This is a genomic window from Paenibacillus sp. p3-SID867, from assembly GCF_025142895.1.
Classification (GTDB): Bacteria; Bacillota; Bacilli; order Paenibacillales; family Paenibacillaceae; genus Paenibacillus_AQ.
The window spans coordinates 20899-36626 of the sequence record NZ_JAMBDM010000017.1; the positions used below are offsets into that span (position 1 = coordinate 20899).

Below are 15728 nucleotides of genomic sequence, written 5' to 3' on the forward strand. Positions count from 1 at the left end.
TCTACTTGGAGAAAATCAAAATCTCTGAAAATGAGACATTTACGGAACCCTTGAGTATTTTTACAATGATGAGCAAGTACGAAATGGAGTCCATACTTGTTTCGTCCTGTAGGTTAATTGAGGGGAGGGGCAATCGTTTGTTCCAAACGCTAGGCTAAATCATATTCGAAAGGGGAAGTTTGATGAAATTAAATATCGTGCCGTTCAAAACCCAGTTGATCATACTTACGATAACCCTATTAGGATTGTCTTCGCTGCAACCAGTGCCTGTAGAAGCTCAATCGTCAATCAACAAACAATTCGGGGACCCTGTTTCCGTGGGAGCTCCTATTCAGCAGATTGCCATTTTTGAAAGCGCTTATGGTCAAGAGGATGGTCGTGACGTCATGTATACCACGGTGAATGGAAAGCCGGCCATGTTAAACGTTATTGACCTCGTGGACAACAAACTGCTCCGGACGATCCCGCTTCCGGATGCCGACAGCTCCTGGGCTAAGACCATTGCTCCAGACGGAACGCTATATATAGCAGGTCAATCCAAAGTTTACCGATATTCGCCCCAGACCAAAGAACTTGATGATTTGGGACCCGCGATACCAGGCGAAACCTCTATCTGGGGATTAGTCACGGATGAGCAAGGGAATGTATACGGCGGGACGTATCCCAACGCCAAGGTGTTTAAATTCGATCCCAAAACGAATTCGTTCACGAATTACGGAACCATGGTAGAAGGCCAAGGGTATGTTCGTTCTATTGCCTATGCGGATGGTATTGTATATGCAGGTATCGGCACGGTAGGCCATATCGTCAAGCTCGATCCGGTTACCGGGGACAAGACAGAACTGCCGATTCGGGACGTACCGGGCGTAAGCAGTCTCCCGTTTGTGTATGGCCTGGATGCCAGGGGGGATTACCTTTTCGCTTACTTAAACGGCAATGGAACAACCGCATTGATTATATACGATATGGCGAGGGGCGTCTGGCTGGATGAGGTATACAGCGGATACGGCGGCCTTGATGTGTCGCCCGAACGCGAAGGAAAAGTGTATTTCGTCCAAAATCGGAAAGTTCAAGCTTTTGATATGACGACGCGGCAGGTCACGGATACGGGGATTGCTTATGGAACGGGTTTCCGCTCTACCGGCTGGGTCCGTTTTCCGGATGATCCGGAGCTTCCCGGCGAGACCTTAGTGACGATCCAATTCGGAGGGAAGACGGCACTGTTCAACTTCGAGTCCGGCATTGATAAGACGCTGCCTGCGGTTGCCGAAGGACAACCCACACTTATTCAGGCTCTGGAGAAAGGACCGGGCGGCAAAATCTATACAAGCGGCATGACCTCCGCATTGGGAGGCGTGTTCGATCCCGTTACGCGCACTCATTCGACGTATCCGATGGGCCAAGCCGAAAGCATCGGCTCGCTCGGGAATGACGTATACTTTGGCATTTATCCCAAAGCGGAGATTCGCAAGCTGGATACAACGCTTCCCGTTCAAACGGATCCGAACAAGCCGACCCTCAATCCGGAATCCTTATTTTACATGGAGGAAGACCAAGATCGTCCTTATGTCCAGACTACGGGCGGAGGCAAAATCTACTTCGGGACGATCCCGTATTACGGAGAATTGGGCGGAGCTCTTGTGGCATACGACCCGGCCTCCGAAACGTTTGATGTTCATCGCCATGTCGTGCACAACCAGAGCATCGTAGGGCTGACTTATCGGGACGGCAAAATTTACGGCTCGACCAGCATAAGAGGCGGTCTGGGCATCGATCCAACCGAGTCGGAAGCAAAAATGTTTGTGTGGGATGCTGTTAGCGGCGAAAAGCTTAGCGAATTCACGCCTGATATTCCGGGCGCCGTTAAATCCCCGATCATGATCAGCGGGCTGACCTTCGATCAAGACGGACTCCTCTGGGCAGCAGCAGACGGCATTCTGTTTGCGGTGGACCCTGCCACGCAGGAGGTCGTTAAAAGCAAGGTCATTTATCCGGGTGTCACGGACTACGGGATGTGGAGGCCGATCCACCTCAGATGGGGGAACGATGGCCTGCTCTATACCGACCTCTACGGTCAGTTAACAATCTTGAATCCCGACACGATGGAGCATAAAGGACTGGGAATCAAATCGGCACTCTTTACCTTGGGGGATGACGGAAACATCTATTATGCGCAAGAAACACGAATGTACATGATTCCCGTCTCCGATGCTGAAGAAGAGGATACCCAGACCCCAACGACAGAACCTGCGACCAATCCGGAGAAGCCTGATGGAAAGGATGGATGGTTCGTTAGCCCTGTAACGGTTACGCTGTCGGCTTATGATGAAGGAGCCGGGATTGAATCCACTTTATACTCCTGGGATGAAGGAGCAAGCTGGACCAGCTACGATGGTTCGCCATTGCATGTGCAGGAGGATGGACGTCACGTGCTTACTTATCGGTCCGTTGACAAAGCTGGCAACGAGGAGGCACCGGGTAAGCTTCAGCTGCATGTGGACCGCGAGGGACCCGTAATCCGCTGGAAATCGGACATACCCGAAGAAATCAGCACTGCTGATGATTTGAAGCTGGACTTCGAACTTCAGGACGAATGGTCGGGTGCCGATACGGACGGAACCGTCATCACTCTGGACGGAGAGCGGGTAGAGCATCCATCAGCCCTCCCGTTATTCAGACTCCCTCTGGGCGAGCACACGCTTACGATACGAGCAGTCGATTTGGCAGGAAACGAATCCGTTCAAGAGATGAATATCCAGATCGTCACTAGTTTCGAGAGTCTGGAAGAGCTTGTGTATCGATTCGCTGAACAGGGATGGATCGATAATCCTGGTATTGCGAACAGCCTTGCTGCGAAGGCCACAACAGGGAATATCTCCGCATTTATCAATCAAGTCCACGCCCAAACGGGGAAGCATATTTCATCTGAAGCTGCAGCCTATTTGATTCGGGATGCATCGGCACTTCAGTAACATCTATCAAGTTAGGGTTATACGGTTGAAATATCTTCTATTGAAAAGGAAGGTGCGGAAATTTGAAGCGTATCCAAGTGAAGATGGGTTTATTGATGATGCTATCGTGTGCTTGCATGACAACCATTCTCCCGGCTAAACCGATAAATGCACAAGCATGGATGGATGCAGGTTTATCGAATCCCGTACAGTTGGAGGATAAAGTGTATGGGGAGCCGGAACGACTGGCCCAACCCATTCGGGGAATCAGCATCTATGACGGGGCCGTCGGGGAACAGGATGGCAGAAGGGTTATGTTTACAACGGTAAAAGGCTCTCCTGCCCAATTCAATGTCGTAGACATGACCACGAATAAGGTGATCTATAGATCGATCTTGCAGGGCGGCGGCGGAGATGCCTGGCACCATGAAGTCACACCGGACGGAAAGCATGTGTATGTGACATCACATAGAACGCTCTGGCTGTATTCAACCGAGACCAAAGAGATCAACCTGGTTCACGACTTTGTTGACGAAGGCCCGTGGTCACTTGTTACCGATAGCAAGGGGAATGCCTATATCGGTACTTATCCCGGCGGAAAGGTATTTAAATACGATCTCGTTCTGGGAACCGTTACGGAAGATTACGGCAGAATGCTTGGAAACCAGCCGCAAGAATACGTAAGATCAATCGCACTGGATGAAGAAGGAGGACATATATATGCCGGTACGGCGCACGGTCAAATCATCAAACTGGATTTAGCGACCGGAAGCAAAATGAATATAGCCCAGCCGCTGATGGATCAACAGGAAACCGGCTTTGTGTACGATATGAATCTGGTTGACAACCGCTATATATTCGCCCGATATTCCGAATCCAAAAATATGTATGTCTATGATCTCCAGTCTTCCAGCTGGCTGGACGTTGTGTTATCCAATGTGACCGGTCTGCATGTTACGGACTCTTATGAAAACAAAGTCTACTTCATTGCGGATAACACGTTAAAATATTTCAACTTGGCAACGGGTGAGATCGGCTCCACCGGCATGGCCTATGGCAGCGGGCTTAGAGGCGCCGATTGGGTCGAAATCGAACAGCATGAGAATCCGGATCTGATCGGCATGAATCTGGTTACCATGCAATTTGGCGGAGGCATCGTTTATTTCAACGTAACGCAGAACAAGATGACGGCTACGCGTCCGGTCGTTGAAGGGACGCCGCTGAATATTCACGTCATTGAAAAAGGCTCGGATAACCAGTTGTTTATGAGCACATTGGGCGCAGGTACAGGGGCTGTTTATGATCCGGACCAGAATCAGGTGACTTCGATTTCCCTGGGTCAGGCCGACAGCATGGTGTATCATGACAATGCCATGTATATGGGAGTGTATCCCAAAGCCTATGTTCATAAATATGACCAAACCAAAGCGCCGGGTAACGGCAATCCCTCCCAATTCCTGCAGGTGGACCCTGAGGCCCATCAGGATCGTTTAATCGAAGCAACATCCGGCGGCGGACGTATCTATTTTGGAAGTGTATCCGCATATGGGGTTAATGGAGGAGCCGTAACGATCATTGATCCAAGCGCATATGCCGAGAACAAGACAGGCGTGAAGGTTATACGAAACGTTGTTCAAGATCAAAGTGTGGTAGGTCTTGCTTATAAAGACGGTATAATCTTCGGTTCAACGAATATTAACAACGGCCTCGGAAGCAACCCGACGGCAGAGGAAGCCAAAATGTTTACCATGAATGCCTTGACTGGAGAGAAATTAGCGGAATGGTCACCACAGATCGAAGGCATAGATAAACCTGAATTTATCGGCCGACTGACAGTAGGACCCCATGATGGGCTGGTTTGGGGAGCCGTTAACGGTACCATTTTCGCGATGGACCCAGATGGTAAGGAAATTGTAAAGAGCAAGCAGGTTCACACGGGATCGTTCAATTACGGTGCATGGTCTTCCGTTCCGCTGAAATGGGATGCCGACGGTATACTGTACGCGCTCTTCGGCTCCAAGCTCATTGCGATAGATCCGGTTACCCTGGAGTATCGAGAGGTAACAAGTGCTTACAGCTTTACGATAGGCGATGACGGATATCTGTATTATTCGGACGGTACGGACCGCACCTACTTGTCCCGAATCCATATTGGAACGAAAGTAACGATTCCCGAAGACGTGGACGGAAACGGAACCGTAGATCATCATGATATCAGGCTGGTGGCAAGGCATATAGGAAAGGAACCGGTAGGCGATTTGCAGAAGCTGGACGTGAACCAGGACGGAAAAATAAATGCAGAAGATGTTAGAAGAGTTACAGCAAAAATGAATGAGGACCGAAAACAAAAGTAACCGATCATAATTTGTTCGTAACGCCGAGACCCCAATATCATCCCTAGTGTTAATACAGTTTAAACTTAAAGCAGCCGCTCCTGGCACAAGGGGCGGCTGCTTTAGTCATATTCCCATAATGGCCCTGTCGGAGATAAGCATATATCCCCATACGAAGTCGCGTAACCCGCGGCTTTATTATGTTAACAATCGTAGAGGACGAGAATCACTGCCCAGATGGATGAATTGACACAAGAGGGTATAGTGTATATATTATATATATACGGTATGCACTTAATTAACAGCAGTGAGGTGAACGGCATAAAAATCATATTATCCAACGCATCGAACGATCCGATTTACATACAGATTATGAACCAGATTAGACAGAGTATCCTGAGTGGAGAATTGCGCGCAGGCGACAGTCTCCCTTCTATAAGGCAGCTCGCTAAGGATTTGCAGGTTAGTGTTATTACGACTAAGCGTGCCTATGAAGAATTGGAGAACGAAAAGCTAATCGACTCGGTCGTAGGCAAGGGTTGCTTCGTATCAGGGGCAAATAAAGATTTTATCAGGGAGCAGCGCATGAAGCGATTAGAAGAGAAAATGATCCATATCATTCGAGAAAGCAAGGAATTAAACATGAGTCAACAAGATGTAATCGATCATCTGACTTTACTGTTCGAGGAGGAACAAACACCATGAATGCAATCGAATTACGAAATTTAACGAAAACATACCCTCTTTTCAAAGTCGATCATGTATCTCTGGATGTGAAACAAGGCTACATTACCGGACTCATTGGTCCGAATGGTGTTGGTAAAAGCACCTTGATCAAGATGATGCTCGGTATGGTACGTCCCGATTCCGGCAGTGTAAAAATACTCGGTCTGGATATGCCTCAACATGAAGTCGACATTAAACAGCGCATCGGCATCGTCTCGGATGATTGCTTCTATTATGAGCATCTTACGATTCGTGATACGAAGAGAATGATCGCACCTTTTTACAGCCATTGGAATGAAAAGAAATTTAACCGCTACCTCGAACAATTCGAATTGTCCCCTAAGAAGAAGGTTGAAGATTTATCTAAGGGAATGAAGATTAAACTCGCCCTTGCCGTTGCCTTATCCCATGAGGCTGAGCTCCTGGTCATGGATGAGCCGACTTCGGGACTTGATCCTGTGTTCAGAAGGGAAATGCTCGATCTGCTTGCGGATATGATGCAGGACGAAAAAAATACGATTATCTTCTCGACACATATTACGACGGATTTGGACCGTATTGCTGACTACATTACTTTCGTCAATGACGGAAAACTTGTATTCAATGAAGCGAAAGATGATGTGCTTGAGAGATACGCGATCGTGAAGGGCGATATGCAACTGATTGATTCGGATATTCGAAAGGAATTTATCGGGATTCGTGAGACGACGCTTGGGTTTGAAGGCTTGGTAGATAATAGACGCAAGGCCGCGCAGCTGTTTAGCAATAATGCTATTTTAGAAAAACCAACCTTAGAAGACATCATGTATTTCACTGCCAAGGGAGGAAGAGTCCATGCTTAATTTGCTTCGTAAAGATTTCATCGCTTTAAAAAGTTCACTGTGGACGATTCTTCTCTATCTCGCTGTATTCAGCATCGCGTTTATACCAAAAAGTGAAATGTCTATCTATTTTGTAGGAATCTATACGGCTTTCGGCTCCATTATTCTAGCTACGATGATCGATATCAAGAACCATAACCATAAATTTCTGGTCACGCTGCCGATTAGCCGCAAACATATCGTGCTGGCCAAATACATAACAGCCATCGTGTATACACTGTTTGGAGTCATTGCTTCATACGGGATTCATCGGATCATTGATCTTTCATTCCCACAGCTTGACAAGCCGGACTATACGGTGATGTCCTTATTGGTTTCCGTAGGAATGCTGCTTGTTCTCATCTCTATCTATATGCCTCTTTTTTACGCACTTAGCAAAAAAGGAGCCGGAATTATCAATGCCGTATTCATGATCTCCTTAATTATCCTGGCACAACCTGCAGCGGTGCTGATGAATATGGTGAGCGAGAAAGGCCTCATAAACGATCAAACATTACTTTTGATTCTAATCGGTATCGTCGTTGTATTCATTGCTTCCTATTTCTTAACGATAAGCCTGTTTAAGAGGAAAGACTTATAAGAGTCCCCGCGGATGCATGATGAAGTAATAAATGATAAAAAAGGAGAGCGCATCCATTGAAAGATACACAACATAAAGCTGGTTCTTCCCGGATAAAAAGCTGGATGTATTTCTTAGGGGGACTTATTGTATTACAAATACTGTTTATCGCTTTTGATAATGCCTTGTGGACCCCATTCAAAGTTAAAGAAGGGTCATTATTTGCCGATTTTTCTGAATCGAAGTTATTTACGGAATGGTTCACACCTTATAAAACCCAAGAACATAACTTATTCACTGCCATTTTTACCGTTACATTACTCCCGGCAGCTTTAATAGGTGCAGTAAAAGACCTTGTTTCTAGAAAATGAATCCACTACATCATAGAACATGATATCGTCCTTTGGGTATCACATGGGGTGAAGCCTGACACGGGGTCTTCGATTACCGAGCAATCAAGCCCGAATATGTCTTTGATCATGGTGCTCGTAATGACTTGCGAGGGAGCCCCCTCAGCCACAAGCAATCCGTTATGAAGCGCAATATGATCCGCATAACGAGCGGACAGGTTGATATCATGAAGAACCATGACAATCCAAAATGATCTGCGGTATACGCTGAAACGAACTGTTAATTTTAGAAATGGTATGTTATATTTTGGATAATTCAAGGGGGGATCTTCGACATTTCATCGAAGGAAAGAATGTATTTCCCTGATATGTAAGACGGAGGTGACCAAAATGGAACGGAATGATGATCCAAGAAATTCAGCTCTTGCTTCTGAAGAAGATCATAGCGAAGAAAAGGAACAACGCCCCATGTCGACCAGCAGCGGGCTTCTGGAATCGGCCATCGACAAATTTGCCAGAGAAGGCGGCTTTGACGATTCGCCGTTGAAGGGAAAGCCGATTAAGATCGAAGACGGGGATGTTCTAACCGGAATTATGAAGAACGCGAATTACCAGCCCGCATGGGTCGAGCTGAGAAAAGAAATCGCTGCCGACATCAAGCGGCTTTTGGAGCGTCCGGAGTCGACTGCGATTCCAGAGACAGAGTTAGAGGCCATTAATCAAAAAATTATAAAGTACAACCGAATGGTTCCGAATCCACAGCTGCAAAAAGGGCTCCTGTCCGAAGTCAATTTGCACGCAGCCTACGATAAATGGGAGTAGCTAGTTACCTCAAATGTATTTCCTCCCTGTCACCGTTGATATTTTATCCGGGCCTTGAAAGTAGTACCCCTGCATCAGTGTCGCTGATGTTAGGGGTGTTTTGTTTGTCTGTTTGGCGGTATTGACAAAATAAATTAACTCGTGTTAATTTATTTACATGAGTTAATTTAACGGAGGTGCAATCGCGATGGATCCGGATATCTCATTACGGGAGTTAAAGAAAGCCAAGAACAAAATCGCATTGTATGAAGCGGGAATATCCCTGATGAGGGACCGGATGTTCAGCCAGGTCATGGTGGAGGACATTTGCAAGCGCGCAGAAATATCCAAGGTTACTTTTTTTAAGTTCTATCAACGCAAAGAGGATCTGCTGATTTATTTTATGCGGGTATGGCTGACCGAGCGGATCATCGAGATCGACGCAGAAGGGAAGAAAGGGTTTCAGGCTTTTCGGCATCTGTTGTCTCAAGTAGCCCAGGAGCATCACGTAAGACCAGGCATGATGCCGAGCCTGATCTCCTTTCTTGCGGAGCAGAACATGCAGCCCTGCATGCCGGAGCTTAGCCCTGCGGAAGTATCGCTGCTTTTTCCCCGTTACGAGGAAGCGGGAAGCCAATCGCCTAACATGTATGCGTTGTTCCAGCAGTTCATGAAGGAAGAAGAGCAAGTCGGAAGGCTCAACAAAGATATTACCTTGGAGCAAGCCGTGCAGATCTGTTTCACCATTTTTTATGGCGCGTTTCTGACGGCTCAATTGTACAATTCAACGGATATTGGCCGCTTTTATGAAACGCATCTGGGTCTGCTTGAAGTAAAGGAAGGGGAGTGAGCAAGCATGGGTAAAGTGATTCCAGGTCGATATACCGCACACATGGACGGTTCCTTCGTTGTATTCGTGATCGGGTTTCGGATTAACAAATGGTGGGCGGTGCATAAGTGGCTGCCTGTCATGAACGCCATGTCCCCGATGCTTCAGGAGCTGTACCGGAACAAGGAGGAGCTCGGGTTCATGGACGGTACCTACCATTTTTCAGGGCGGGGACTTACACTTATTCAATATTGGAGAAGCTTTGAACACCTGGAGCATTATGCCCGTCACGGAGCCAATCACCTGAAGGCATGGCGGGATTTCAACCGCAAAGTTGGAACGGGAGGGGACGTAGGGATTTTCCACGAAACCTATCTTGTCCAGGAAGGGCAGCATGAATGCCTGTACAACAACATGCCGAGGTTCGGTTTGGCCAAAGCCGGGGCCCACGTCCCCGCGACGGGGCGCAGGGAAACGGCAAGCCGGCGGCTTGGCCGCGAGGGAGAACCCGCTGTGCCCACACCTCCAAATCCGTAGTCCAGAATATCAATGGCTGTTCTCCCTCCGTTCAGTGAAGCAAAAGCTGCCAGCACTCATCTCATTTCCCGCCAAGCATCCAGCTGCCTCTGCACTTCCTGCCGTACGTCGTCTATGCCTGCCTGCTTCAGTTCCGCGTTAAACTTGGGGAGGATCGCATCCACATCGACGGAGCCTGTCATGAGGCTCGGATAATATTTATGCCAGACCATCTCGATGTTATCGGTTTGGGCGGTCAGCTTGGATAGATCGGGCGTAAAGCCGAGCACGGTGGACTTGACGACGCCAGCGTTGTACTTGCGGAATTGATCCCACTTGTCGAGGGGATCCGGGTTATCGCCGCCCATGGTTTTCAGGATAAACCAATTTCCCTGCGTGTATTGTACACCTGAATAGCGGCTTGCAGGCGCATCCGGGAGCTGGTCGCCATGGCTGTCCTTGTCCGTATTTGGAACGACTTGCCCCTGTTCGTCCAGCGTGTAGTGCACGCCTTCAATTCCATAGTTGAATAAGTTTCGTATTTCGGGGTCCGTATTGAGTAAATTCAAAAATTTAATACACTCTACGGGATGTTTGGTGTTGGCATTCACGGCCATGATGCCTCCCCGAACGGATTCCGTCGTGACGGTGCTTGGGGTTACGGGATGGGCTACAATCTTGTAGCCGCGATCCTTACTCCAAGTCGTCTCCGAGAGCGGACCGCCGCCTGAAGACTTCCAGAACACTTTGGCCCCGCGTTTAAGTCCTCCGGGCTCTCGCAGCGCAGCATCCTCATTAATGAAGCCCTCCTTGTAGTAACGCCGCAACGTATCCAGCACCTGCCGCGCTTCCCTGGTTTCGAAGATATTCACCACCTGAGCGCTCGGGTCCAGTGATTTGATCATCAAGGGCAATTTATGGTTCATAATATATTCGTATCCATGGAAAGTGAAGAAATTGTGGGAATCCCGATCCAGTTCCATGGGGATGTAGGCCGGCTCTTCCCGATGAATCATCCGAAGCAGCGGCTCAAGCGATTCCAGCGTATTGTATTTGGTAATGTCGATATTATATTTATTCACGATGGAAGCGGGGTACATCCAGTGATCAAGCACGGCTAACTCTTTATTGGTCGGCACACCGTAAATGCTGCCATCGTTCATCCGTACCCCCTGCCAAAAGGTTGGGTCAATGGCATCGTACATTTCCTTGCCCAGGCCGGCAAGGTAGTCATCCAGCTTCAGCCAGGCGCCGCGCATAGCGGTAGTTGCATACTCAGGTGCAAAGGCAATATCAAACGGGCTGCCGGCGGATATGAGTGTGTTCAGCCGATCCTCATACTCCTGCCAGCTTACCTTGACATAGGTGATCGTCACACCGATTTTACGAGCCATGATTTCATTGATTTTATCATTTACGAGCTGCAGATCCTTGTCAGGCTCTCCGATCGTATAATAGACCAGATTTACCGTGTCCCCATCATAGGTTTCGCTGTTGTATCCGGGCTGTCGGAAGCAGCCGGTTGTAAATGATGTCAGCAGCATTATGAGACTGATGATCATGAAGATGCGCTTGGGCCTTGGGTGCTTTAACATCATCGATATCCTCCTTTTTTCGCCGCGTTCGCTGTTACCCTTTTCCTCGCAGTTCTGAAGGAGATTTTCGGAAAAAGCTGTGAAAATGCGTATAGAAATAGTTGAGATTGTTGTAGCCGACGGAAAAGGCGATGTAGGAAATCTTCTCATCTGTTGATTGAATTCGTTCTTGTGCAAGAAGCATTCGGTAGGCCATGAGGTATTCGGAAAACTTCATGTTGGTTTCTTTAAGAAACAATTGTCCAAGGTAGGTGCTGTTCATCTGGAAACGCTCCGCTACGGATTTCAACGTGATATTCTGAGCATACTCTGTCCTGATCATCAGCAGGATGCGGTTGACCAGCTTGGATAAGCTGTCATAGCTTACACCAAGCACCGGATCCTGGTTCAAGCTTTCACCGTTCCTGTTACCTATCGAACCGCCCAGATCCTCGACGATGATCTTCTCAATCACTTGCTGCAGCTTGGTGCGTTCCACAGGCTTGAGCAGATAGTCTTTGACACCACACCGAATGGCTTCCTGGGCATATGTAAATTCACTATAGCCGCTCATAATGATATATTTCGTAGGAATTTGAAATTCGTTCAGCCTGCGGATCGCTTCGTATCCAAGCTCCTTGCCAATGCAAACATCGAATATGGCGACATCCGGCAGCAGGTCGACCACCTTGGACATGGCTTCCTCCGTGGATTCGCAGGTTTCGATCCGGCCAAATCCGTATTGCTTCCAATCCAGGATTCGCTTCATTCCCTCCAAAATCTGAGGTTCGTCATCCACAATCATCAGTTTGTACATGTTCAATCACCTCTTTTGAAATCCGCACGGATATGCTGACTCCAGCTTCCTCATTATTCGCAATCTCGATCGAAAAGCCGCTCCCGTAGAAAAAATGAAGGCGCGTATATACGTTGCGCAGCCCGATACTATGGGAAGAAGGTTCATCATGATTAGACATTGTGCTTCGGACGGTACGTAAACGCTCCGGAGGAATACCGCGTCCATTGTCCACGAATTCCAGTACGTAACCATCTTCGGCTTCATAGCCGTTAACGACATACAAATTAAACTCATGATTCGCGTTAAAGCCATGGATGAAAAAGTTCTCAGCCAAAGGCTGCATCCAGAATTTCACGGTAGGGATTTGCAGCAGCGCCGGCTCTACATTCACTTGATAATAAAAACGCTCGGGATACTTAAACTCCATAATCTCCAAGTACTTCTGCAGCAATTCCAGCTCGCTCGCAATCGAAATGATATTTCCCTTTTTGACGATTTCACGATAGAGCGTCCCCAGCGTTGCAATGGCGTCAGCGGTGTCCCTGTCCTGATTGACAAGAGCAGTGGAGCGGATCACCTCCAATGTATTGTATAAAAAATGAGGGTTGATTTGATGTTGAAGCGCTTTCATTTCAGTTTCCTGCTGTTTGATCTTTAACAGATATTCATTACGGATATGCTTATCCAGCTGCTGAATCATATCGTCCAATTCCCGGGCGATCATGCCGTATTCATTTCGACGGTAACGGGCAGGGCGGTTAGGCGTGAAATTGGCCATCTTCACACGTCCAATCGATTGAATGATGCGGCGCAGGAAGAGGGCATCATCCCGCATATTGTATGCAATGAGCAGAAGCACGCTGACCATGGCCGTCAATATGATCATAAAGATGGTGATCAGCATCCCGGCATGCTGACGGATGAGCATGGATAAATCGATGATGCTGACGAATTTGAAATTAAACTTGGTGGATGGAAAGGAGACAAAAAAGATATGTTTCAAAACACCTTTCGAAATAATGCCGTGACTGCGTCCTTTCGCCGCGGCTAGTCGGGATAACTCCTCCAGATCCCGGTCCTGTTCGTTCCCGATCAGATATATTTCACCGGAAGGGCTGACTGCAGCGGCATTACCCAATCGGAAGCTTTGAACGGATTTAAAGATCTGTTCACTGCTGACCAAGAAGCGCAGCTCACCGAATTCCTGGGAACCTGACGTTGGATCCGACAGTTTCTTGCGATATACGAACCCCTTCATCAGGGTATCGCGAAAAGTTTCATCCGTATTCGGAAGCCCGAAGGTAAAGCTTGCAATTCCGTTATCATTAAAACGGACGACATTGCCATGCTTATCGGTATGCGTGCTTATCTGCGTGATTTCGCCCTGCGCCCAGCTGTACAGATAGGTTTTTACATCCTCCGGAAAAGAAACCAGCGGCTGTGAGAATTGGCTGTTCTGCAGCCTGCGGGTTAAGTATCCCTCAGCGCTGCTGCTTAAAAAGCTGCGAGCATCATCCATCAGAGCGGGATTGGAATACATTCGCTGCATGTAAGCCTCGATGCGGTCGGCATCATACTGTAGCTCATTCTCTACACGCGAGAAGGCATTAGCCGCCTCGATGCGGGCATTGCCAACCCATTGATTCAACAGCATGGCACAGGTCAGCGTACCCAGCGTAAGTCCGATGGCCACGACGAAGATGACATAGGCAATAAACTTGTGACGATAAATTTTGATTTGCAAAAAAGAGCCCATATGACACCTCGATTGCAGCAGGTCGTTGAAACAGATGTTGCCATATCTCAATTTAACACGATTTACGCAAAGCTTCATAGATCTAAGGAAAAAGCACCCCTTAAGAGAGCCTCATTAAGGGATGCGCCTGATTGTAATCTTACTTGAAGTAATTGTTGATTTGCTCTTGGGCGGCTTGCATAATCGTGTCCATGCCGGCTGACTTTAATTCAGCCGTAATCTTCGGCACCATGGTTTCCGGATCGGATGCGCCCGTGATCAGCTCATATTTGTATTTATCCCATACGGCTTGGCAATTCGCCACTTCGGTCTGAAGATCGGTGATGTCCAGCGCAAAGCCGAGGATCGTAGAGGAGGTGGCTGCATCGTTCAGCTTTTTAACCTGTTCCCATTGATCTTCAGGGGCGCCCTTGGTCACCGCCAAATTGAAGAATGTGCCTTGCGTGTAGGCAGCCAGCGGCCAAGTATCGGATGTACGCTCAATCACCTTTTCGCCATCGACATTGTTGTAGTCGACGCCTAACTCGCCGAATGCCAGCATATTGCGAAGTTTAGGATCGGTATTCACTAATTCAAGGTATTTCAATGCTTCCTTCTTATATTTGGAATTCGCTGAAATCGCGTTTAGCGAGCCTTGGATCGTACTGGTGGTATAGATCGGTCCATAATGCTGAACCATATTATACTTTTCAATGGCGTCATTGATTTGCCAGCTGACCTCGGCTCCCGGGAATGCCTGGGCTGCAAAGAACGGTCTGCCTTTGTCGTTCTCCGTCTTTGTCGGAGCATCCGGGTTGATGATGCCATCCTGATACCACTGGTGCAGGAGCTTCAGATTGGCCATGACATCAGGCTGCTCCAGCACGGAGACAACCGTACGCGATTCATCGTCCGCTTTTACGCCGATAGGAGGGAAGCCTAGCGTTAAATCGTCATATTCGTTAAAGAAACCGTTCAAGCCTTCGCCTTGCGTCATTGGCAGCGGATAGAAGCTTTTGCCTTCGCCGGCCTTCATGTCACGAAGCGGCTTATCCAGATCCTGCAATGTTTTGATATTGTTGATGTCGATATTGTACTTTTGCACATACTTGTCATCGAATACCCAGTACTGCGTCAGTGCGGAATCCTTGTACGTCGGAACGGAATAATATTTGCCGCCGATCTTTGTGCCTTCCCATACCTTTTCGGGAATCAATTTGTACAAGTCCGGCGTTTCGCTCTGAACCAGATCCGTAATATCGGCAAACGCGCCCATTGCTACTTGCTTGCTGTATTTACCGCTGTTCGTGAACATGATGTCGAAGGGCTCGCCGGTATTCACGATGGTGTTCATTTTGGTGTCCCATTCGCCCCAGCTGGCTACCTTGATGTCGACCTTCACGCCAATCTTCTCGGCCGTATAGGCATTCATGGCATCCACCGCCTTGCTGAAATTGTTCGGTACTTGGCCGCCGATGGTCCACCAGGTTAGCGTCGGAATATCCTTGCTTGTCGTTTCGGAGTCTTTGGATGTGTCCGGCGTCGCTTGGGATCCGTCTGTTGTGGAAGCAGGCTTCGAGCCGCCGCAGGCTGCCAAAGCGGTCAACATAAGCGTCAGCACGCACAGCGTAGAGATGAACTTTAATGCTCTTTTCATTTCATTTCCCCCTTTTT

The 15728-nt window shown here is 48.1% G+C and carries 13 protein-coding genes and 1 pseudogene; 9 read left to right on the forward strand and 5 right to left on the reverse strand.

Annotated features, from left to right (window positions below; translation table 11 throughout):
- Positions 1–182: 182 nt before the first annotated feature.
- The 6 genes from M4D81_RS27080 to M4D81_RS27105 all read left to right on the forward strand — a co-directional run bounded on the left by M4D81_RS27080 (position 183) and on the right by M4D81_RS27105 (position 7821).
- Positions 183–2972: an OmpL47-type beta-barrel domain-containing protein gene (locus M4D81_RS27080; protein ID WP_260068681.1), complete on the forward strand. Its 2790-nt coding sequence runs from the start codon at positions 183–185 to the stop codon at positions 2970–2972.
- Positions 2973–3034: 62 nt separating this feature from the next.
- On the forward strand, positions 3035–5305 hold the full coding sequence (locus tag M4D81_RS27085) for a dockerin type I domain-containing protein (RefSeq protein ID WP_260068682.1): 2271 nt from the start codon (positions 3035–3037) through the stop codon (positions 5303–5305).
- 300 nt (positions 5306–5605) lie between these two features.
- Complete coding sequence (locus M4D81_RS27090; RefSeq protein WP_071223391.1) at positions 5606–5989, forward strand: GntR family transcriptional regulator; 384 nt, start codon at positions 5606–5608, stop codon at positions 5987–5989.
- Positions 5986–6852, forward strand: a complete 867-nt coding sequence (locus tag M4D81_RS27095) for an ABC transporter ATP-binding protein (protein ID WP_071223354.1) — start codon at positions 5986–5988, stop codon at positions 6850–6852. Before M4D81_RS27090 ends, M4D81_RS27095 begins: the two co-directional genes overlap by 4 nt.
- Complete coding sequence (locus M4D81_RS27100; protein WP_216530431.1) at positions 6845–7471, forward strand: ABC-2 transporter permease; 627 nt, start codon at positions 6845–6847, stop codon at positions 7469–7471. The genes M4D81_RS27095 and M4D81_RS27100 overlap by 8 nt, the downstream gene beginning before the upstream one ends.
- Positions 7472–7527: 56 nt before the next feature.
- Entirely contained in the window at positions 7528–7821 is a 294-nt protein-coding gene (locus tag M4D81_RS27105) for a YfzA family protein (protein ID WP_260068683.1), read from the forward strand.
- Positions 7822–7831: 10 nt separating this feature from the next.
- Here the strand turns inward: M4D81_RS27105 and M4D81_RS27110 are convergent.
- Positions 7832–8045 (reverse strand): annotated as a pseudogene (locus M4D81_RS27110) (ABC transporter ATP-binding protein); the annotation flags it as partial.
- A 145-nt stretch (positions 8046–8190) separates the two neighbouring features.
- Here M4D81_RS27110 and M4D81_RS27115 point away from each other — a divergent pair.
- The 3 genes from M4D81_RS27115 to M4D81_RS27125 all read left to right on the forward strand — a co-directional run bounded on the left by M4D81_RS27115 (position 8191) and on the right by M4D81_RS27125 (position 9967).
- Positions 8191–8622, forward strand: a complete 432-nt coding sequence (locus M4D81_RS27115) for a DnaJ family domain-containing protein (RefSeq protein ID WP_260068684.1) — start codon at positions 8191–8193, stop codon at positions 8620–8622.
- A gap of 187 nt (positions 8623–8809) precedes the next feature.
- Positions 8810–9451, forward strand: a complete 642-nt coding sequence (locus tag M4D81_RS27120) for a TetR/AcrR family transcriptional regulator (RefSeq protein ID WP_260068685.1) — start codon at positions 8810–8812, stop codon at positions 9449–9451.
- Positions 9452–9457: 6 nt separating this feature from the next.
- Positions 9458–9967 (forward strand): DUF4188 domain-containing protein, encoded by a 510-nt coding sequence (locus M4D81_RS27125; RefSeq protein ID WP_220684187.1) that lies wholly within the window; start codon positions 9458–9460, stop codon positions 9965–9967.
- 56 nt (positions 9968–10023) lie between these two features.
- Here the strand turns inward: M4D81_RS27125 and M4D81_RS27130 are convergent, their stop codons facing one another.
- The 4 genes from M4D81_RS27130 to M4D81_RS27145 form a co-directional block, all read right to left on the reverse strand.
- Positions 10024–11544, reverse strand: coding sequence for an ABC transporter substrate-binding protein (locus M4D81_RS27130; RefSeq protein ID WP_260068686.1), 1521 nt, complete (start codon positions 11542–11544; stop codon positions 10024–10026).
- Between the two features lie 31 nt (positions 11545–11575).
- Positions 11576–12337, reverse strand: coding sequence for a response regulator transcription factor (locus M4D81_RS27135; protein WP_194544101.1), 762 nt, complete (start codon positions 12335–12337; stop codon positions 11576–11578).
- Complete coding sequence (locus M4D81_RS27140; protein ID WP_260068687.1) at positions 12312–14075, reverse strand: sensor histidine kinase; 1764 nt, start codon at positions 14073–14075, stop codon at positions 12312–12314. Before M4D81_RS27140 ends, M4D81_RS27135 begins: the two co-directional genes overlap by 26 nt.
- Positions 14076–14214: 139 nt before the next feature.
- Positions 14215–15711 carry an ABC transporter substrate-binding protein gene (locus M4D81_RS27145; RefSeq protein WP_260068688.1) on the reverse strand — a complete coding sequence of 499 codons (1497 nt, stop codon included), beginning with the start codon at positions 15709–15711 and terminating at the stop codon, positions 14215–14217.
- Positions 15712–15728: the final 17 nt, after the last annotated feature.

What these genes read in the sequence shown, in the direction of transcription:
- M4D81_RS27080 (WP_260068681.1), top strand. Translation starts at nt 183, where the DNA reads ATGAAATTAAATATCGTGCCGTTCAAAACCCAGTTGATCATACTTACG.
- M4D81_RS27095 (WP_071223354.1), top strand. Translation starts at nt 5,986, where the DNA reads ATGAATGCAATCGAATTACGAAATTTAACGAAAACATACCCTCTTTTC.
- M4D81_RS27100 (WP_216530431.1), top strand. Translation starts at nt 6,845, where the DNA reads ATGCTTAATTTGCTTCGTAAAGATTTCATCGCTTTAAAAAGTTCACTG.
- M4D81_RS27115 (WP_260068684.1), top strand. Translation starts at nt 8,191, where the DNA reads ATGGAACGGAATGATGATCCAAGAAATTCAGCTCTTGCTTCTGAAGAA.
- M4D81_RS27120 (WP_260068685.1), top strand. Translation starts at nt 8,810, where the DNA reads ATGGATCCGGATATCTCATTACGGGAGTTAAAGAAAGCCAAGAACAAA.
- M4D81_RS27125 (WP_220684187.1), top strand. Translation starts at nt 9,458, where the DNA reads ATGGGTAAAGTGATTCCAGGTCGATATACCGCACACATGGACGGTTCC.
- M4D81_RS27130 (WP_260068686.1), bottom strand. Translation starts at nt 11,544, where the DNA reads ATGATGTTAAAGCACCCAAGGCCCAAGCGCATCTTCATGATCATCAGT.
- M4D81_RS27135 (WP_194544101.1), bottom strand. Translation starts at nt 12,337, where the DNA reads ATGTACAAACTGATGATTGTGGATGACGAACCTCAGATTTTGGAGGGA.
- M4D81_RS27140 (WP_260068687.1), bottom strand. Translation starts at nt 14,075, where the DNA reads ATGGGCTCTTTTTTGCAAATCAAAATTTATCGTCACAAGTTTATTGCC.
- M4D81_RS27145 (WP_260068688.1), bottom strand. Translation starts at nt 15,711, where the DNA reads ATGAAAAGAGCATTAAAGTTCATCTCTACGCTGTGCGTGCTGACGCTT.